The organism is Streptococcus sp. 2022WUSS135, assembly GCF_044427045.1.
In the GTDB taxonomy this organism is placed as follows: Bacteria; Bacillota; Bacilli; order Lactobacillales; family Streptococcaceae; genus Streptococcus; species Streptococcus hashimotonensis.
Genome location: NZ_JAOTGL010000006.1, coordinates 1 through 19648, shown reverse-complemented (window position 1 = coordinate 19648; position 19648 = coordinate 1). Strand labels below are relative to the sequence as shown.

General features: G+C 43.4%; 13 protein-coding genes and 3 tRNA genes. 15 read left to right on the top strand and 1 reads right to left on the bottom strand.

What is annotated here, in order from left to right; translation table 11 throughout:
• The first annotated feature begins 254 nt into the window (after window positions 1–254).
• Window positions 255–3521: an ATP-dependent nuclease subunit B gene (gene rexB / locus ODU45_RS03250; RefSeq protein WP_398580764.1), complete on the top strand. Its 3267-nt coding sequence runs from the start codon at window positions 255–257 to the stop codon at window positions 3519–3521.
• Window positions 3521–7171: a helicase-exonuclease AddAB subunit AddA gene (gene addA / locus ODU45_RS03245; protein WP_398580763.1), complete on the top strand. Its 3651-nt coding sequence runs from the start codon at window positions 3521–3523 to the stop codon at window positions 7169–7171. Before rexB ends, addA begins: the two co-directional genes overlap by 1 nt.
• A 287-nt stretch (window positions 7172–7458) precedes the next feature.
• Here the strand turns inward: addA and plsY are convergent, their stop codons facing one another.
• Complete coding sequence (plsY, locus tag ODU45_RS03240; protein ID WP_398580762.1) at window positions 7459–8103, bottom strand: glycerol-3-phosphate 1-O-acyltransferase PlsY; 645 nt, start codon at window positions 8101–8103, stop codon at window positions 7459–7461.
• A gap of 142 nt (window positions 8104–8245) precedes the next feature.
• On the opposite strand from plsY, the gene parE reads away from it, so the two are divergent.
• The 13 genes from parE (at window position 8246) to ODU45_RS03175 (ending at window position 19520) form a co-directional block, all read left to right on the top strand.
• Window positions 8246–10195: a DNA topoisomerase IV subunit B gene (gene parE / locus ODU45_RS03235; protein WP_024376060.1), complete on the top strand. Its 1950-nt coding sequence runs from the start codon at window positions 8246–8248 to the stop codon at window positions 10193–10195.
• Between the two features lie 23 nt (window positions 10196–10218).
• Window positions 10219–10821 carry a protein adenylyltransferase Fic gene (gene fic / locus ODU45_RS03230; RefSeq protein WP_398580761.1) on the top strand — a complete coding sequence of 201 codons (603 nt, stop codon included), beginning with the start codon at window positions 10219–10221 and terminating at the stop codon, window positions 10819–10821.
• 32 nt (window positions 10822–10853) lie between these two features.
• Window positions 10854–11357, top strand: coding sequence for a YkvA family protein (locus ODU45_RS03225; RefSeq protein ID WP_398580760.1), 504 nt, complete (start codon window positions 10854–10856; stop codon window positions 11355–11357).
• Between the two features lie 2 nt (window positions 11358–11359).
• Window positions 11360–11812 (top strand): hypothetical protein, encoded by a 453-nt coding sequence (locus ODU45_RS03220; RefSeq protein WP_398580759.1) that lies wholly within the window; start codon window positions 11360–11362, stop codon window positions 11810–11812.
• 274 nt (window positions 11813–12086) lie between these two features.
• Window positions 12087–14540: a DNA topoisomerase IV subunit A gene (gene parC, locus ODU45_RS03215; RefSeq protein WP_398580758.1), complete on the top strand. Its 2454-nt coding sequence runs from the start codon at window positions 12087–12089 to the stop codon at window positions 14538–14540.
• A gap of 61 nt (window positions 14541–14601) precedes the next feature.
• Window positions 14602–15219, top strand: a complete 618-nt coding sequence (locus tag ODU45_RS03210; protein WP_398580757.1) for a DUF4230 domain-containing protein — start codon at window positions 14602–14604, stop codon at window positions 15217–15219.
• A 110-nt stretch (window positions 15220–15329) separates the two neighbouring features.
• On the top strand, window positions 15330–16352 hold the full coding sequence (locus ODU45_RS03205) for a branched-chain amino acid aminotransferase (RefSeq protein WP_398580756.1): 1023 nt from the start codon (window positions 15330–15332) through the stop codon (window positions 16350–16352).
• A gap of 66 nt (window positions 16353–16418) precedes the next feature.
• Window positions 16419–16652, top strand: a complete 234-nt coding sequence (locus ODU45_RS03200) for a DUF2969 domain-containing protein (RefSeq protein WP_012775068.1) — start codon at window positions 16419–16421, stop codon at window positions 16650–16652.
• A 51-nt stretch (window positions 16653–16703) separates the two neighbouring features.
• Window positions 16704–16784, top strand: a tRNA-Tyr gene (locus ODU45_RS03195).
• A gap of 137 nt (window positions 16785–16921) precedes the next feature.
• A tRNA-Gln gene (locus ODU45_RS03190) sits at window positions 16922–16993 on the top strand.
• A gap of 123 nt (window positions 16994–17116) precedes the next feature.
• Window positions 17117–18322, top strand: a complete 1206-nt coding sequence (rpsA, locus tag ODU45_RS03185) for a 30S ribosomal protein S1 (protein ID WP_398580755.1) — start codon at window positions 17117–17119, stop codon at window positions 18320–18322.
• Window positions 18323–18359: 37 nt separating this feature from the next.
• Window positions 18360–18431: transfer RNA gene (locus ODU45_RS03180), tRNA-Arg, on the top strand.
• Window positions 18432–18491: 60 nt separating this feature from the next.
• Window positions 18492–19520, top strand: a complete 1029-nt coding sequence (locus ODU45_RS03175; protein WP_398580754.1) for a threonine aldolase family protein — start codon at window positions 18492–18494, stop codon at window positions 19518–19520.
• Window positions 19521–19648 lie beyond the last annotated feature (128 nt).

The window sequence follows — 19648 nt, the reverse complement described above, 5'->3', positions numbered from 1 at the left end:
GAAAGTATAAGAATTGTACGTAACAGGCAGGATTGCCTTTCCGAAAAAATGAGGCTGGGCAAAAAGTCCAGAGCTACATCTTAGAGTTCGCTCCATTTCCAACCTCCAACAGTCACTACTCTGACTGTTGGAGCTGTGTGGGGGTGGGAGACGAGCTCTTTTTTTGTTCGGTCGAGTTCTTTTCCACTTCCATATTTTTGTCTTATTTTGATATACTAGATATAGTATATTCAACGAAAGCATGAGAATTTGATATGAAATTAGTCTATACAGATATTCGCAATCCTCTGACGCAGTATTTAACGGATACCGCAGCAGAATTTGCTAAGGAAGCTAAGCGTGTTTTTTACATTGCTCCAAACTCTCTATCCTTTGAGATGGAGCGCAAGGTCTTGGAATACCTGCCTGAACAGGCAACTTTTGATATTATCGTGACCCGTTTTGGGCAATTGGTCCGCTATTTGATGATTGATAAGAAAGAAACAGGTCAACCGCTGGATGATGTTGGTCTTGCCATGATTTTCTTTCGTGTTCTATCGCAATTTGAAGACGGCGACTTGAAAGTCTATGGTCGTTTACAGACAGATTTTGGGTTTATTAACCAGCTAGTTGCTTTATACAAAGAATTGCAACGGGCAAATATGTCTGTTTTGGACTTGGAAGCCATGGAGTCACCAGATAAGCAGGCTGATTTGGTAGAGATTTTTCTGGCTGTAACAGACATTTTGTCCAAAGAAGGCTTTGAGCATCAGTCTAAGTTAGCACAGCTGACTAGCTTGGTGGAAACTGGTCAGTTGGATGAGCAGTTGAAGAACATTGTGCTGGTGGTAGACGGATTTTCTCGTTTTTCGGCAGAAGAAGAAGCTTTAGTAAGTGCTTTAAATGAACAGGTGTCGGAAATCCTGATTGGTGTATATGCCAGCAAGAAAGCTGTACAAGCCACCTATGTGGAAGGGAACGTTTATCAAGCCAACGTTGATTTTTTACGTCAGTTATCAGCGCAGTTCCAGACTAAGGCTACTTATATTGGTCAAGAGCCAGTCTTGGACAGTATTGGTAAATTTTCAAAGAATATGGAAGCCTATTATGACTACAGCGGGACCATGATAGACTTGACTCCAGCTGACCAAGAAAAAATCCAACTCTGGGAGGTTGTTAACCAAAAAGAAGAGGTGGAGCAGGTTGCGACTGCGATTCGTCAGCATGTGCATCAAGGGGCTCGCTATAAAGACATCTTGTTGCTCTTGGGTGATGTAGATAGCTACAAGTTGCAGATTGGTAAGATTTTTGACAAGTATGATATTCCTTACTATTTCGGCAAGGCAGAGGAGATGAGTCATCATCCCCTGGTCCATTTTGTGGAGTCCTTGGAGCGCTTGCGTCGCTATCGTTTCCGTGCGGAAGACCTGCTCAATCTCCTCAAATCTGGTTTGTACGCCAGCATTTCCCAAAAGGAGCTGGACCTATTTGAGTCTTACATCCTTTTTGCGGATATGAAGGGGCAGGCTGCTTTTTCGAGGGCTTTTTCGGTCAATGGCAGAGCGGATTACGATGTTGAGACTGTCAAGGAGAAGCGACTTGTCTATGATTTGAATGTCTTGGAACCCCTACGTGCTAAGATTATGGAGCCTTTGAACCAGCTGTTTAAGGCTGGACCACAATCTGGAACTGCCTTGCTTGAGAAATTTATGGCATTTTTGGAGGCAATTGAGCTTCCTAAAAATATGGAAAAAATGTCTCGAAATTTGAGTGAAGTAGAGCAAGAAAAAGAAGAGCAGGTCTGGAAAAGTTTTACTCATATTCTAGAGAATTTTCATCAGATTTTCGGAAAAGAAAAATTGAAAATGGATGATTTTCTGGCTATTTTACAGGCCGGCATGCAGGCTAGTCACTATCGTACCGTTCCTGCAACGGTTGATGTGGTCAATGTCAAATCCTATGATTTGATCGAGCCGCACACTGCTAAGTATGTTTATGCTATCGGAATGGGCCAGTCCAATTTTCCAAAAGTTGCCAAGAATACCAGTCTTTTGACAGAAGAAGAGATGGAAAAAGTCAATCTTGTCTCGGCTAGTTCTTCACGTTTCGATTTGGTCAGTCGAGAGAATATCAAGAAGAACCATGCTGCCATGATGTCTCTGCTTAATGCTGCGACGGAACAGTTAGTCATTTCAACTCCTCAGATATATAATGAAGGCGAGGATAGTCTCTCACCTTATATCAAGATTCTCCAAAAAATGGGGCTGAAATCCGAAGAACGTGGTCGGATTAAAACACTTAGTCCACAAGACATCGGTCACTACAAGAGTCTCTTATCCCGTTTGATTGAGTCAGAAAGACCGTCTCTTGATAATGAAGAATGGGAAGGACAGACGGCCTTCTGGACAGTCTTGGTTCGCCATTTGAAGAAAAAATTGGAGTCGCAAGGTGTTGAAATTCCGACCATTACTGGCGAAATTACTTCTAAACAGCTTGCAGCTGATACCTTGGCTGCTCTCTATCCAGAGGATAAGCCGCTCAATCTTTCTGCATCCAGCTTGACCAATTTCTACAATAACCAATATCTTTACTTTGTTCGTAATGTTCTTCGCTTGCGGGAACAGGAATCCATCCATCCGACTGCCTTTCAGCATGGTTTGTTCTTGCATCGGATTTTTGAACGAGTGGTCATGGACCAATCTGAGCTAGATTTTGATCAAAAAGTGGACAAGGCCATCCTGCATACGCGTGACGAGGCAGAATTTGCTATGTTTTATAACCAGGATGCGGATGCTCGCTATACGGAGGAGGTGCTGGATAAGATTGCTCGTTCCAGTGCAACCATTTTGCGGGATAATGATTTGGTGGAAATTGATGGTCAGGAAAAGAGTTTCCGTCAGGATAAGGCGCTGGTTTTTGACCTTCAAAATGGCAAGAGTGTGCATGTAAATGGTACCATTGACCGCTTGGATACCTTACAAATCAATCAGGCTGTCGGTGTTGTGGATTACAAGTCCAGCGACCAATCTTTTTCAGTTGGGGATTTTTACAATGGTCTTAAACCTCAGTTGGTGACCTACCTGGCAGCCTTACAAGAGCTGGATGAAACCAAGGATAAACCTGTTTTTGGAGCTATGTATTTGCATTTGCAGGATCCGATTATCAAATTAAAAGATACGAAGAATTTAGAACAGCTAGAAGGAGCTGCCAATACTAGCTTGGTTTACAAGGGGCTTTTCTTGAAGGAGGGAAGTCTGGGGCTCAATCATTTTTATCAGACTCGTAACCAACTCTACACGGAAGATGAGTTTGCGATTTTATTGAACCACAACCAAGAACTCTACAAACAAGCTGCCAAGGACATCCTGGATGGTCGCTTTGCTATTAACCCTTATACCAAAGATGGGCGTTCGGTGGCAGGTGAGCAGTTGAAGGCAATCACTGGTTTTGAGGCGGATCGGCACATGGGCATGGCACGGCGGTTGGTCAAAGAGGCCAAGCGTCAAGATTGGATGGAACGAATGAAAGGAGGTCAGGACTAATGGCTTTTGAAGAATTTTTAAGCGCGGAAGAGATCAAGGCTGTGCAGCTGGCGGAAGCTAATTCTGATAAGCAACAAAAACGCACACCTGAGCAGATTGAAGCCATCTACACGCACGGTCAGAATGTTCTGGTCTCTGCATCGGCTGGGTCAGGAAAGACCTTCGTTATGGTTCAACGGATTTTGGATAAGTTGAAGCGTGGTGTGGGAATCGACCAGCTCTTTATCTCGACCTTTACAGTCAAAGCAGCTGGTGAGTTGAAGGAGCGAATCGAGAAAAATCTCAATGAAACCATTGCGGAGACGACCGATATGGAATTGCGTCGACATTTGTCTGCCCAGTTGGCGGATTTGACCAAGGCGGACATTGGGACTATGGACTCCTTTACGCAGAAATTGGTGACAACCTACGGTTATAGCCTTGGCATTTCTCCACAGTTTCGGATTTTACAGGATGAGACAGAAAAAGCGAGTCTGAAAAAAGAGGTCTTCGATCAGCTCTTTGCAGATTATCTTGAGCAGGATGGAAATGGTGCATTCCGTAGATTGGTTCGCAATTTTTCGGGCAACCGTAAGGATAATAGTAGTTTTCGTCAGGTTGTTTATCAGGTGCATGATTTTAGCCAATCGACTAGCAGTCCAACTAAATGGCTGAAAGAACAGGCTGTTCAAGCTGATTTGTACAGTCAAGAGCGTATAGAGCAGATCTTAGAGCAAGGTTTTAAGGAAAAAGTGTTAGACAAGCTCTATCAAGCAGCAGATTTCTTCCGCTACCATGTGGAATTGGGCAGAAATGACTTTGGTTCCGCCAAGTATTTTGCCAATGTGGAAGAAGTCTTGGATTTGTTGACAGGTTTAGATAGTCTGGACCAGAAGGACTTGATGGAGCGGGTTGAAAGAATCCTTCTCATCAATGACCAGTCCAGAGGTAAGGGCCTGACCAATGCCAATCGACCAAAAGATGAGCATTTGATAGCTTTTAAAGAAGAATACAATGCTGGCAAGAGCCAGATTATCTCAGGACTACGAGAGTTGGGTCAGGAAGTTTATGAATTAACCCTGCTGAAAGATTATCAGGTTCAAGCTTTGCCACTGCTTGTATTATTACGTGACTTTGTCTTGGATTTTTCGCAGGCTTATCTGGATGTCAAAATCAAGGAAGCGGCTTTTGAATTTGGCGATATTGGGCATTTCGCTATTCGTATTTTAGAAGAAAATGCGGACATCCGCCAGTTTTTCCAAGAAAAATACCACGAAGTCATGGTGGACGAGTACCAGGATAACAACCATAGCCAAGAGCGGATGTTGGACTTGCTGTCTAACGGGCATAATCGCTTTATGGTGGGTGACATTAAGCAGTCCATCTATCGATTCCGTCAGGCAGATCCAATGATTTTCCAAGAGAAATTTGAACTGTATCAGGCAAATCCTCAGGCTGGGAAATTGATTTTGCTCAAGGAAAATTTCCGTAGTCAGATTGAGGTCTTGGAGGCAACAAATGCTATTTTCACGCGCCTGATGGACCGTCAAGTAGGGGAAATCAAGTATGACGACACCCACAGTCTAGTGGCTGGTAGTCCTGGTCAAAAAATTGCCCAGCCCAAGCATGAGATGGAATACTTGATTTACGACCAGCAGGAGAGCGCACATTCTTCAATGGATACCGAGGAGGATGCTCTTCTTACTGCAGGTGAGATTGAGGTCGTTGCAAAGGAGATTATTCGTCTTCACAATGAAGAAGGTGCAGACTTCAAGGACATCACTCTCTTGGTGCAAAAACGGACGCACAATGACCTCATTATGTCCATTTTTGAAAAACATGGGATTCCTATTGTGGCAGATGGCGGAGCAGCCTCCTATCTGCAATCTTTAGAAGTCATGATCATGCTGGATACCTTGCGGGTTATCAATAATCCACTCAATGACTACGCCTTGGTTGCCCTGCTTAAATCGCCCATGTTCCGATTCGATGAAGATGAACTGACACGGATTTCCTTGCAGGCTGGGACAGGTTTCTTTTACCAGAAAATGGAAATAGCTCAGCACGCAAGTGGGCAACATCCTGAACTTATGTCAGGAGAGTTGAAGAAGAAAATCACGGATTTCTTGTCTATTTTGGAAAACTGGCGTGCCTATGCCAAACTGCATTCTATTTATGACTTGATTTGGAAGATTTTCAATGAAAAATTCTACTATGACTATGTCGGTGCTCTTCCAAATGGCAGTAAGCGTCAGGCCAATCTATATGCATTAGGTCTGCGTGCCAACCAGTTTGAAAAAACAGGCTACAAGGGCTTGTCCCGCTTCATCGCCATGATTGACCGTGCCTTAGCAAATGACAAGGACTTGGCAGATGTACAAGAGTTTCTACCGCAAAATGCTGTACAGCTTATGACCATCCACAAGTCAAAAGGTTTGGAGTTCAAGTATGTCTTCCTAATGAACATCGATAAGCGATTCAACTTGGAAGACCATTATCAATCAGTCATCATCAGTCGGAAAAATGGTCTGGGTATCCAATATTTAGCGGATATGAAAGATAAGGTAACTAGCCCATTGCCTCAAGTGCGAGTCTTAATGAACACCCTTCCTTATCAAAATAATCTCCAAGAGCTAAAAATTGCCAATCTTTCAGAACAAATGCGGTTGCTTTATGTTGCACTAACGCGTGCAGAGAAGAAGCTGTATCTGGTTGGAAAGGGCAATGCTGACAAGTTAGCTGAAAAATACGATGGTAAGAAGGAAGATGGCGTACTTGCCCAATCAACACGTGAAAGTATGGCGACCTTCCAAGACTGGATTCTAGCCATTGATGAGGCCTTCTCAGGAGAAGACTTGCACTTCAAGAAAGTCTTTGTGACGGACGAGGATTTGACAGAGGAGAAGATTGGTAAACTGACATTGAAGAATAAGCTAGAAGACGCTAGCCTTAAAGATATTCGTCAATCAGAAGACATTGCCCAGGCCTTGGACCAATTATCTTCTGTCCAAGAGTTGAACGAACGCTATAAGGCTGCTATTGAATTACCAAGTTTACGCACTCCAAGTCAGATAAAAAAACTTTATGAACCAATCTTGGAACAAGAAGGCATGGAAGTTATGGAAAAATACCAGCCAAAACAAACATTCAACTTGCCAGATTTCTCCAAGAAGCCAAAAATTACTGGAGCCCAAGTCGGTTCAGCAGTCCATGAACTCATGCAACGCTTAGATCTGTCTTGGTTGGTGACAGAAGATACGGTAAGAGAAGCCCTAGAAGCTGTTCATACTGAGCAAGCGGTTAAAGACAAAATCAATGTTCAAATGATTTTGGATTTCTTTGATACAGACTTAGGAAGAGAAATTCTAGCCAATACGGACAACCTCCACCGAGAAGCTCCATTTGCAAGTTTGCAGACAGATTCTTTGTCGCAGGAACAATTTGTCCTTCGTGGGATTATCGATGGCTACCTGCTATATGATGATCATATTGTCCTCTTTGATTATAAGACAGACAAATATGACCAACCAAGCCAACTCAGCCAACGTTACCAAGCTCAAATGCAACTCTATGCAGAGGCATTGAAAAAAGCCTACAAGATAAACCGTGTAGACTGTCATTTGATTTTGCTTGGTGGGGAGAGGATTGAAGTGGTAGAAGTCAACATATAGTCATTTAGTTTTTCTTTTATTACTTCGACGCAAGAGGAAACTCCGTTTCCTTATTTCCAACTTCAAACATTCCACTGGATTGTTTGAACTCGCTTTGCCGTACTCTGAAGGGGGTAACTTGCTCCGCAAGTGCTATCTCCAACCTTGCACAGTCACTCGACTGTACAAGCTGTCTGCAGCTATTGAGGCGAACTTTGTTCGCTATATCTCCAACCTCCAAAGGTTCCCCGAACCTTTGGAGCGAGTACTAAAAGTAAACTAAAAGACTATAAATTAAAAGCGAGTGGTTAAACTCGCTTTTTCTGTTTGGTTAGATTGAGTCCGAATGGGACAAGGTTCTCTTCTTTTTTTAAAATTCGTTGGATGTTTTCCTTGTGCCGAACGATGACAAATAGGCCCAAAAAGACGATAATCACTGTAAAGAGCCAGTCGTAGCTTGGCAGGACGATTCCTATTGCTGGAAATAGCAGAGCTCCTAAGATTGCTAAAGCAGCAGCCAATACGCTGGAGAAGGAAACCATCGAAGTGAGGTAAAGAGAAGTCACAAAAATGATGACTAGATAGAGGCAGAAAGCAGGTGCGACGCCTAGAAGCATACCAGCAGATGTTGCAACCGCCTTTCCACCTTTGAATTGGGCAAAGATAGGGAAAGTGTGTCCCAGTACAGCCATTAACCCAAATACAATCGGAGAAATTCCTTGGGCATGAAAGATCAGCGGAAGCAAGGCTGCCAACGTTCCCTTGAGAAAATCAATTACAAATACAATCGTACCAGCCTTTGGACCTAAAATACGGAATGTGTTGGTTGTTCCAGTATTTCCCGAACCATGTTCACGAATGTTGATATTGAAAAAAGTTTGACCTATCCAAAGTCCTGACGGGATAGATCCCAATAAATATGCAATAAATAGTAAAATAAGATTGACTAACATGTTTTCATTATAGCATATTTTCATCTAATTTAGTCCAAAATCTTATTTTGTGAGCTGTCTCAGCCGATAGGTAGCAGAAATATTTTGCAAAAATGCTAAAAAACTTGTAATATAGAAAGGATGATAAGTATGGAGGTCAATTTTGGCTAAGAAAGAGATTGATATAAATAATTACAATGATGATGCCATTCAGGTATTGGAAGGCCTAGATGCCGTTCGCAAACGCCCTGGTATGTACATCGGATCCACAGACGGAAATGGCTTGCACCATATGGTCTGGGAGATTGTCGATAACGCTGTCGATGAGGCTCTTTCAGGTTTTGGTGATCGGATTGACGTGACTATTAACAAGGACGGCAGCCTGTCTGTTTCCGACCGTGGGCGCGGAATGCCTGTCGGTATGCACGCAACAGGCAAGCCGACCGTTGAAGTCATCTTCACCGTTCTCCACGCAGGTGGTAAGTTCGGTCAAGGTGGCTACAAGACTTCAGGTGGTCTCCACGGGGTTGGTTCTTCGGTGGTCAATGCCCTGTCCAGCTGGTTGGAAGTTGAGATTACCCGCGACGGTGCTGTTTACAAGCAACGGTTTGAGCAGGGCGGAAAACCAGTTACGACTTTAGAGAAGATTGGTACCGCTCCAAAATCAAAAACAGGTACAAAAGTTACCTTTATGCCTGACGATACCATCTTCTCAACGACTGATTTCAAGTTCAACACCATTGCCGAACGCCTGAAAGAATCAGCCTTCTTGCTCAAACAAGTCACCATGACCTTGACAGATGAGCGGACGGGTGAGCAGGAAGAGTATCATTATGAAAATGGCGTCCAGGACTTTGTGTCCTACCTCAACGAAGACAAGGAAACTCTGACACCTGTCCTCTATTTTGAAGGAGAAGATGCAGGATTCCAGGTCCAAGTGGCCATGCAGTACAACGACGGCTATTCAGACAACATCCTCTCCTTCGTTAACAACGTTCGGACTAAGGATGGCGGTACCCATGAAACAGGTCTCAAACTAGCCATTACCAAGGCCATGAACGACTATGCTCGTAAGACCAACTTGCTCAAGGAAAAGGACAAGAACTTGGAAGGCTCTGACTACCGTGAAGGTTTGTCTGCAGTCCTTTCTATCCTTGTACCAGAAGAGCATTTGCAGTTCGAAGGGCAGACCAAGGACAAGTTGGGAAGTCCGCTTGCTCGACCTGTGGTGGACGGCATTGTATCGGACAAGCTGACCTTCTTCCTTTTGGAAAATGGGGAATTAGCTTCAAATCTAGTTCGTAAAGCTATTAAGGCTCGTGACGCCCGCGAGGCCGCTCGTAAGGCGCGTGACGAATCCCGAAACGGTAAGAAAAACAAGAAGGACAAGGGCCTCCTGTCAGGAAAATTAACCCCAGCCCAGTCCAAAAATCCAGCCAAAAACGAACTCTATCTGGTCGAGGGAGATTCAGCCGGAGGCTCTGCCAAACAGGGGCGTGACCGCAAGTTTCAAGCCATCCTACCTTTGCGTGGTAAGGTTATCAATACCGCCAAGGCAAAAATGGCGGACATTCTTAAAAACGAAGAAATCAACACCATGATTTACACCATTGGTGCAGGTGTTGGGTCAGATTTTACTATCGAAGATGTCAACTATGACAAGATTATTATCATGACCGATGCGGATACGGACGGTGCCCACATTCAGACCCTCTTGCTGACCTTCTTCTATCGCTATATGCGACCGTTAGTAGAAGCAGGCCGGGTTTACATCGCCCTTCCGCCCCTTTATAAGATGTCAAAAGGCAAGGGCAAGACAGAAAAGATTGCTTATGCCTGGTCTGACGGGGAATTAGAAGATCTCCGCAAGGATTTTGGCAAGGGCTTTATCCTCCAACGCTACAAGGGACTTGGTGAGATGAATGCCGATCAGCTCTGGGAAACAACCATGAACCCTGAAACCCGTACCCTCATCCGTGTCACCATTGAAGACCTAGCCCGTGCTGAACGCCGTGTATCCGTCCTCATGGGCGACAAGGTCGAGCCACGCCGCAAGTGGATTGAAGACAATGTGAAGTTTACCTTGGAGGAAGCGACAGCTTTTACTAAATAATCTCAGGGAAGTTGAGGTGCAGTATGGTTTTAGAAAATAAATTGGGGATTGAAAATTCGGCTGAATTAGCTCGTCTTGAAGAACAAATCAGCAAGAAAAAAGCAGCCCTCTTATTTGAAACTGGTCAACTGTTCCAGATAGAAGTTGGGACTTTTGCAGGTTTGGCACACATTCATCAGGCTTTATTTGAGGATATTTACGACTTTGCAGGTAAAATTCGTGATGTCAACATTGCCAAAGATAATTTTCAATTTGCTCCCCGGATTTTTCTTGAGCAGTCTTTGGTCTATATCGACAAGCTACCTCATGAAACCTTTGACGAAATCGTTGAAAAATATGCGGATATGAACATTGCACATCCATTCCGTGAAGGAAATGGACGCAGTATGCGTATCTGGTTGGATTGTATGCTACGGGATAGTTTGGGCAAGGTGGTTGATTGGAATAGCATTGATAAAGATGAGTATTTCAATGCCATGATTAGAAGTCATGTATCAACAGGCGAGCTTAAATATTTATTATTGAAGGCATTAACAGAGAATCTTGATCAAGCAACATATTTCAAAGGCATCGACCATTCTTATTACTATGAGGGTTATAACCTTTATCGTACTGAGGATTTGTAAATCTAGCACAGACAAACTATGTGAGGTGTTTTATGCCATTAAGAGTAAAATTAACTGACCGTTTTCAAAAACGGTTGTCTGAATGGGCTCGAAAGCGCAAGCCATTTAAAAATAAACAGGAGTTGGAAGAGAAATTTGACCAAGCATTGAAGATTTGGCAATCTTCCAAAACTCGGCAACATGCAGAAAACTTGCTATCTGAGCAAGGAAAATTAGAACATTTTTTACATGGCACGGAACGGAAACTGTCTCGTATGCCTTTTGGTGGAGATAAGTTTGCGGCTATTCCAGGCTTGATTTCCATGGTGCGAAGCTATATCCGTAGAGATTACAGCAAGTTACCTAAAGGGACAATCCTCGCAATTATAGGTGCTTTGATTTATTTTTTCAGTCCTATTGATGCCTTGCCAGATTTCATCCTTGGAGCAGGGCTACTTGACGATGCCTTTGTCCTTAATGCCTGTTTGAAATTAATCAAAACAGATGTCGATGACTTTAGAAGCTGGCAAGCAAGCCAGTGGAAGGCAGAAGAGTAGCTATGATAAAGTTTTTAAGAAAAAAGCCAACTATCGAGCAACTTAAGAAAGTTCCGTATGCTTCTCAGCATACAGAGGATCTACGTTCAATTTGGCGAGCAGATGTGCCTAAATACGGGATTTCTTCTACTTTACAAGGTGAATTACTTCGACAATTAGAAAAACTTCGCTGGGAAGCTCAAGCAAATGGCAATGTCAATTGGTGTGAAGAGTACTCAAACTACTGTCGATTCATAAAGGAGACTCTCTATAAAGGAAAAGTCCTTTCTTCTCAACAGAAGCAAGAGTTAGTTTTAATAATGGATTATCTAAAATCGTGTGGTGAATATGCTCAAGCTTATCAAGAAAATTTGATTGATGATGAGGAACTAGAAATTGAGAAATTAGCATATGTTGATGATAATCTTTATGATAGAGTAGGGGATATGATTGCTTTCTTTTATCAGAGAACTTAGGTAAAGAACTAATGTTTAGCTAAGGATATAGCAATAGAAATTGTAAGGTCTCTTCCGTTCTCACTACTTAAGGCGATTATCAAAAAAAGTAAAAAAGAAAATTTTTCGACAAGAAACAAAGAAAGGAAGGTTCAGCTAGCTTATCTAACTGAACACGGGACTAAATTCCTAGTGAAAAAGATAAATCTCCCTAGATGTCTCTCATCGTCGGTCGATTTCCTATTTTCCTACGGAATTTTTCGGCAAGCCGAATCGTCCCTTTGTATCTTAATTTATGTCTAACATTCAAAACATGTCCCTTGAGGACATCATGGGAGAGCGCTTTGGTCGCTACTCCAAATACATTATTCAGGAGCGGGCTTTGCCGGACATTCGTGACGGTCTCAAGCCCGTGCAACGTCGGATTCTTTATTCCATGAATAAGGACGGCAACACTTTTGACAAGGGCTACCGTAAGTCTGCCAAGTCAGTCGGGAATATCATGGGGAATTTCCACCCGCACGGTGATTCCTCTATTTATGATGCCATGGTCCGCATGAGTCAGGACTGGAAGAACCGCGAGATTTTGGTGGAGATGCACGGAAACAACGGTTCCATGGACGGCGATCCGCCTGCAGCGATGCGTTACACCGAGGCTCGCCTGTCGGAAATGGCTGGCTATCTCTTGGCCGACATCGAGAAAAAGACGGTGCCATTTGCCTGGAACTTTGACGATACGGAAAAAGAACCCACGGTGCTACCAGCTGCCTTCCCAAATCTCTTGGTCAATGGAGCGACAGGAATTTCGGCTGGGTACGCGACTGACATCCCGCCGCATAATCTGGCGGAGGTCATCGATGCCGTTGTTTACATGATTGATCATCCGACTGCTAAGTTAGAAAAGCTAATGGAGTTCCTGCCTGGGCCAGACTTCCCAACAGGTGCCATTATCCAAGGGGCTGACGAAATCAAGAAGGCCTATGAAACTGGTAAGGGTCGTGTCGTTGTCCGTAGCCGTTGTGAAATCGAGCAACTCAAGGCAGGTAAGAAACAGATTGTCATAACCGAGATTCCGTACGAGGTCAATAAGGCTGTTCTGGTCAAGAAGATTGATGATGTCCGTGTCAACAACAAGGTGCCTGGTATTGCTGAGGTGCGTGATGAGTCAGACCGTACAGGTCTGCGGATTGCCATTGAGCTGAAAAAAGACAGCGATGAGCAAACCATTCTCAACTATCTCTACAAATACACCGACCTGCAAATCAATTACAACTTCAACATGGTGGCCATTGACAATTTCACACCACGTCAGGTCGGCTTGCAGAAGATTCTGTCTAGCTACATCGCCCACCGCCGTGAGATTATCATTGCTCGTTCTAAGTTTGACAAGGAAAAAGCAGAGAAACGTCTCCATATCGTAGAAGGCTTGATCCGTGTTATTTCTATTTTGGACGAGGTCATTGCCCTTATCCGTGCCTCTGAAAACAAGGCGGATGCTAAGGAAAACTTGAAAGTCAGCTATGAGTTTAGCGAGGAACAGGCAGAAGCAATCGTGACCTTGCAACTCTACCGCTTGACCAATACCGACATTGTGACCTTGGAAAATGAAGAAGCAGGCTTACGCGAGCAGATTCAGACCTTGGCAGCTATTATCGGCGATGAGCGCACCATGTTCAATCTTATGAAGAAGGAACTGCGTGAGGTTAAGAAGCAGTTTGGCAATCCTCGTTTGAGTGAATTGCAGGATCAGGCAGAAACGATTGAGATTGACACCGCCAGCTTGATTGTCGAAGAAGAAACTTTTGTCAGCGTGACCAAGGCAGGCTATATCAAACGGACAAGTCCTCGTTCATTCAATGCCTCAACCCTTGAAGAAATGGGCAAGCGAGATGATGATCAGCTGATATTCTTGCAAAATGCCAAGACAACTCAGCATCTCCTGCTCTTTACCAATCTTGGAAATGTTATCTACCGACCTGTCCATGAACTGACAGATATTCGTTGGAAAGACATCGGTGAACACCTGAGTCAGACCTTGATGAACTTTGATACCAATGAAGAGGTTATCTTCGCTGAACTGGTTGAGAATTTTGAAGAGGGAACTTATTTCGCGGTAACTAAATACGGTCAAATCAAGCGTGTGGAGCGGAAGGAGTTCACGCCATGGCGGACTTATAAGTCCAAGTCAACCAAGTATGCCAAACTCAAAGATGCGGATGATGTGGTCATTACCGTATCGCCTGTAGTCTTGGATGACATCATGCTCATGACAGAAAAGGGCTACGCTCTGCGATTTAACATTGAAGAAGTGCCAATCATCGGTGCCAAGGCGGCCGGTGTCAAGGCGGTCAACCTCAAGGATGGGGATGTGGTGGCTGCGGCCTTTATCAGCAATACCAGCTCTGTTTATCTCCTGACCCAGCGTGGTAGTTTGAAGCGGATGGCGGCGGAGGAAATCCCTGTGACCAGCCGTGCCAAGCGTGGTTTGCAGGTGCTTCGCGAACTCAAGGCTAAGCCTCACCGTGTCTTTGCGGCTGGTCCAGTCTTGACGGATCAGGGAGATTTTGACCTCTTTAGTACAGCAAATGAAGATGAAACAACAAGTCAAGTGCTTCACGTGCAGTCTAAAACGGGCAAACTCTATGAGGTTGATGTGACCCAGCTTAGCCTGTCTGAACGCACTAGCAACGGCAGCTTCATTTCGGATACCATTTCCGATGAAGAAGTCTTCAGAACCTGGATAGACTAAAAAGATGAAAAGATTGCTCGCAAAGCAGTCTTTTTGCTATACTGTAGGGGAGGTACATATTATGAAAATTATCAAATTATTTTTCAGTATAAAAGTCTATCTATGGCTTGTTCTGTCCTTCCTTCTGTTATTGTGTGGTGTATGGGGATACGGCTACATTTCTGGTGAGAAGAGCAGTCAGCAGGAAGTGAGTGTCCATACGGCTATTGAGTCTGTCGAGCAAGTCAATGAATTGGTATTTCTAAATACAGCTGTCCAGAAAATTGTGACCGCTAAGAACTACACGGTCTTATTTGGTCAAGAAATGCCCTTCTCAGAAAAATCAGCCCTCTTAATTATCAAGTACAAGGCAAAATTTGGTATCAAAAGTCCTGTATCCATTGAACATCTTTCTGAAAATCGGTACAAAATTTCCCTTCCAGCCTTTGAAGTTATTGGATTGGAATTAGATGCAGAAGAACCTTATACTTTATACGATAAGAGTGGCGAGATACTGAGTTTTGCGACGGAAGAAATCGATACTGCCCAACTCATCACCGATGAATTTCAGTCAGCAGAACAAGAAACGTTTCTAGCAGATTATCAGGAAGACATAAAAGAGTCAGCCAAAAACTACTATCAAAATTTATTTAATGCTATCTCACCTGAAATTCAACTAGAATTTGTTTTTAAAGAGTAAAAGTCTGGTTTACCAGGCTTTTTCTTATATTCACAAAATTTTCTGAATTTTTAATTGAAAATCACTTTCAAAAGTAGTAAAATAGTAAAAAATACCTTTGGAGAATACCTATGACAGTAACAATCGACTGGGAAAACCTTGGTTTTTCTTATATGAAACTACCTTACCGCTTCATCGCTCATTTCAAAAACGGCCAATGGTCTGAAGGGCAATTGACCGAAGATGCGGAACTGCACATTTCAGAAAGCTCACCAGCCCTTCACTACGGTCAGCAGGCCTTTGAGGGCCTTAAAGCCTATCGCACCAAGGAGGGGAAACTCCAGCTCTTTCGTCCAGACCAAAACGCTGAGCGCCTGCAACGAACAGCTGACCGCTTGCTCATGGAGCCTGTACCGACTGACCTTTTCATCAAGGCTTGTAAAGAGGTGGTCAAAGCCAATGCAGATTACGTTCCTCCCTATGGAACTGGTGGCACGCTCTATCTCCGCCCGCTCCTGATTGGTGTCGGCGACATCATCGGCGTAAAACCAGCAGAAGAGTACATTTTCACCATTTTTGCCATGCCGGTCGGAAACTACTTCAAGGGTGGTTTGGTTCCGACCAACTTCCTCATTCAGGACAAGTACGACCGTGCGGCACCAAATGGAACAGGGGCGGCTAAGGTTGGTGGCAACTATGCAGCATCGCTCTTGCCGGGCCAATATGCTAAAAAGCAGGGCTTCTCAGACGTCATCTATCTGGACCCAGCTACCCACACCAAGATTGAAGAAGTAGGGTCTGCTAATTTCTTTGGTATTACAGCTGATAACGAGTTTGTTACACCGATTTCGCCATCAATCTTGCCGTCCATTACCAAGTATTCTCTCTTGTATTTGGCAGAGCATCGTCTGGGAATGAAGGCAGTGGAACGAGAAGTCCTTGTCGAAGAATTAGACCAGTTTGTCGAAGCAGGAGCTTGCGGAACAGCTGCAGTCATCTCACCAATTGGTGGTATCCAGATTGCAGACAAACTCCATGTTTTCCATAGTGAAACAGAAGTAGGACCTGTCACTCGTAAATTATATGGCGAATTAACAGGTATCCAGTTTGGTGATATTGAAGCGCCAGAAGGCTGGATTGTCGAAGTAGAATAATTTCAGAAGGCTTGCACTTGCAAGCTCTTCTCTTTTTTTGTAGAATAGTAAAAGTGAGGTTTGAAAATGAGTAAAAAAGATAAAAAAATTGAAATTCAGATTGAAGATAGCAAAGTTCTTGTCAATAGAGAAGAGTTCCCTGGCTACCGCCTTGTTATAGGTAAAAAAGTAATTGGAGAAATTGCAGAATTGGCTGAAAATAACTTTGCAGTTATTAAAAATGGAAATACCGAAAGCTTTTACAAAAAATTAGAAAAAGCAGTCGGAAATATTATTGAAAATTATAATTTAAGTCACTAAAAGGCTTGTAATAGTCGCTATTTTATGTTAGAATAGTGACTGTTAGTGCACGGAGAGATAGCGAAGAGGCTAAACGCGGCGGACTGTAAATCCGCTCCTTCGGGTTCGGGGGTTCGAATCCCTCTCTCTCCATGTCTAAGATACTAAGGGCGTCAAACGCATAGTAAAAATAGGAAGTTGACTGCAAATCCTGATTTGCTAGGCGACTTATCTTTTTTACACAGCGTTTAGCCCGAGTTCATTTCAGAATACTATCTTAGAAAATGTTTTGGGGTATCGCCAAGCGGTAAGGCAAGGGACTTTGACTCCCTCATGCGTTGGTTCGAATCCAGCTACCCCAGTAAAGGTACTAGATATAGTCTAGTTCGTCAAAGATGTCTAATTGTTGTTGTCCTTGCGTGTGCCTTAAATAAAATATATTTTATGTTGGGTCGAAAGACCTGATTGTCGGAGGTTTTTTTATAATGAACGAATTTGAAGATTTGTTGAACAGTGTAAGCGAAGTTACACCTGGTGATGTGGTAACTGCAGAAGTATTGACAGTTGATGCTGGTCAAGCAAACGTAGCTATCTCAGGTACTGGTGTTGAAGGCGTATTGACTCTTCGTGAGTTGACTAACGACCGTGATGCTGATATCAACGACCTTGTAAAAGTTGGTGAAACACTTGAATTGTTAGTACTTCGCCAAGTTGTTGGTAAAGATACAGACACTGTTACTTATCTTGTATCTAAAAAACGTTTGGAAGCACGTAAAGCATGGGACAAGCTTGTTGGTCGTGAAGAAGAAGTTGTTACAGTTAAAGTAACTCGTGCCGTTAAAGGTGGTCTTGCAGTTGAATTTGAAGGTCTTCGTGGTTTCATCCCAGCTTCAATGATCGACAGCCGTTTCACTCGTAACACTGAGCGTTTTGTAGGTCAAGAATTTGATGCTAAAATCAAAGAAGTTGATCCTGCTGAGAACCGTTTCATCTTGTCACGTCGTGACGTTGTTGAAGCAGAAGCTGCAGCTACACGTGCTGAAGTATTCGGTAAATTGGCAGTTGGTGAAGTTGTGACTGGTAAAGTTGCACGTATCACAAGCTTTGGTGCATTCATCGACCTTGGTGGTGTAGATGGTTTGGTACACTTGACTGAATTGTCACACGAGCGTAACGTATCTCCTAAATCAGCTGTAACAGTTGGTGAAGAAGTTGAAGTTAAAGTTCTTGCAATCGACGAAGTTGAAGGTCGCGTATCATTGTCATTGAAAGCTACACAGCCTGGTCCATGGGATGGCGTTGAGCAAAAATTGGCAGCTGGCGATGTAATCGAAGGTAAAGTAAAACGCTTGACTGACTTCGGTGCTTTCGTTGAAGTATTGCCAGGTATCGATGGTTTGGTACATATCTCACAAATTTCACACAAACGTGTTGAAAATCCAAAAGATGCTTTGTCAGTAGGTCAAGAAGTAACTGTTAAAGTTCTTGAAGTAAACGCAGCTGATGAGCGTGTATCACTTTCTATCAAAGCTTTGGAAGAGCGTCCAGCAGCAGTTGAAGGTGAAGAAAAAGCTGAAAAACGTGCTCCACGTCCACGTCGTCAAAAACGTGAAGAAAAACGTGATTACGAATTGCCAGAAACTCAATCTGGATTCTCAATGGCTGACCTTTTCGGTGACATTGAATTGTAATTCATATAAAAACTTGCCTTGTGCAAGTTTTTCCTTTCCACCCTTAGTGTAATGGATATCACGTAAGATTCCGGTTCTTGAGATGGGGGTTCGATTCCCTCAGGGTGGACTAAATTGAAAAGCCTGGATTAACAGGCTTTTTTGTTATATTATATCAAGGAGGCATGATATGTTACATTTTGAAAATGACTATAATAAAGGTGCCCATCCTACCTTGCTAGAAGCCTTAGTTGCAAGCAACCAAGAAGGGTTATCTGGATATGGCACTGATAAATATACTGAATCTGCTATCGAAAAAATCAGACTTGCTACGGACTGTCCTCATGCACAAGTTACGTTTTTAGCAGGTGGCACGCAGACCAATCAAATTGTCATTTCGTCTATGTTAGCTTCCTATGAAGGAGTCATTGCGGCGGATACTGGGCATATTGCAGTTCATGAAGCGGGGGCAATTGAATTCACAGGCCATAAAGTGTTGGCTTTACCGCATACGGATGGCAAACTTGTCGCAAATGCAGTTGAGAACTATATTTCCGATTTCTACGCAGATGCTAATCATGCTCATATGGTTCATCCTGGTATGGTCTATATTTCCCATCCAACAGAGTATGGTACACTTTATAGCAAGTCAGAGTTAGAAGCCTTGTCAACAGTTTGTCGTCATCACAACATCCCGCTTTTTTTAGATGGAGCTCGTTTGGGTTATGGTCTTGCTGCTCGTGAAACGGATCTTGATTTGAAGACAATTGCAGAGCTGACAGATGTTTTCTACATTGGTGGGACAAAACTCGGTGCCTTGATGGGGGAAGCTTTGGTATTTACAAAGAACAACCAGCCTAAGAATTTCGTATCGATCGTCAAACACCATGGTGCCTTGTTGGCGAAAGGAAGAGTGGCGGGTGTCCAGTTTGATTGCTTATTTACTGATGACTTGTATCTTGAATTGGGGCGTCATGCTATCGCAATGGCAGAGCAACTGACCCAGATTTTGGAAGAGAAAGGTTTTAAATTCTATCTCAAATCTCCAACCAATCAGCAATTTGTTATTGTTAAGAATGAAGAATTGACTAGATTGACAGAAGCTGGAATTGCCTATGGCTTCTGGGAAAAATACGACGATAGCCACAGTATCATCCGCTTTGCGACCAGCTGGTCAACTAGTCAAGCAGATATTGATGAATTGAGAAATAGATTATAGCAATCATGACCACCCGTCAAACGGGTGGTTTGAACAAGGGCTATAAGCCCACATCACCAGCCAGCGCCTAAAGACGCTGGCTTTCACTTTGTTCAAGCCTCACTGCTTTTGACTCGTCACTAGCCTCT

What these genes read in the sequence shown, in the direction of transcription:
- rexB (WP_398580764.1), top strand. Translation starts at nt 255, where the DNA reads ATGAAATTAGTCTATACAGATATTCGCAATCCTCTGACGCAGTATTTA.
- addA (WP_398580763.1), top strand. Translation starts at nt 3,521, where the DNA reads ATGGCTTTTGAAGAATTTTTAAGCGCGGAAGAGATCAAGGCTGTGCAG.
- plsY (WP_398580762.1), bottom strand. Translation starts at nt 8,103, where the DNA reads ATGTTAGTCAATCTTATTTTACTATTTATTGCATATTTATTGGGATCT.
- fic (WP_398580761.1), top strand. Translation starts at nt 10,219, where the DNA reads ATGGTTTTAGAAAATAAATTGGGGATTGAAAATTCGGCTGAATTAGCT.
- ODU45_RS03225 (WP_398580760.1), top strand. Translation starts at nt 10,854, where the DNA reads ATGCCATTAAGAGTAAAATTAACTGACCGTTTTCAAAAACGGTTGTCT.
- ODU45_RS03220 (WP_398580759.1), top strand. Translation starts at nt 11,360, where the DNA reads ATGATAAAGTTTTTAAGAAAAAAGCCAACTATCGAGCAACTTAAGAAA.
- parC (WP_398580758.1), top strand. Translation starts at nt 12,087, where the DNA reads ATGTCTAACATTCAAAACATGTCCCTTGAGGACATCATGGGAGAGCGC.
- ODU45_RS03210 (WP_398580757.1), top strand. Translation starts at nt 14,602, where the DNA reads ATGAAAATTATCAAATTATTTTTCAGTATAAAAGTCTATCTATGGCTT.
- ODU45_RS03205 (WP_398580756.1), top strand. Translation starts at nt 15,330, where the DNA reads ATGACAGTAACAATCGACTGGGAAAACCTTGGTTTTTCTTATATGAAA.
- ODU45_RS03200 (WP_012775068.1), top strand. Translation starts at nt 16,419, where the DNA reads ATGAGTAAAAAAGATAAAAAAATTGAAATTCAGATTGAAGATAGCAAA.
- rpsA (WP_398580755.1), top strand. Translation starts at nt 17,117, where the DNA reads ATGAACGAATTTGAAGATTTGTTGAACAGTGTAAGCGAAGTTACACCT.
- ODU45_RS03175 (WP_398580754.1), top strand. Translation starts at nt 18,492, where the DNA reads ATGTTACATTTTGAAAATGACTATAATAAAGGTGCCCATCCTACCTTG.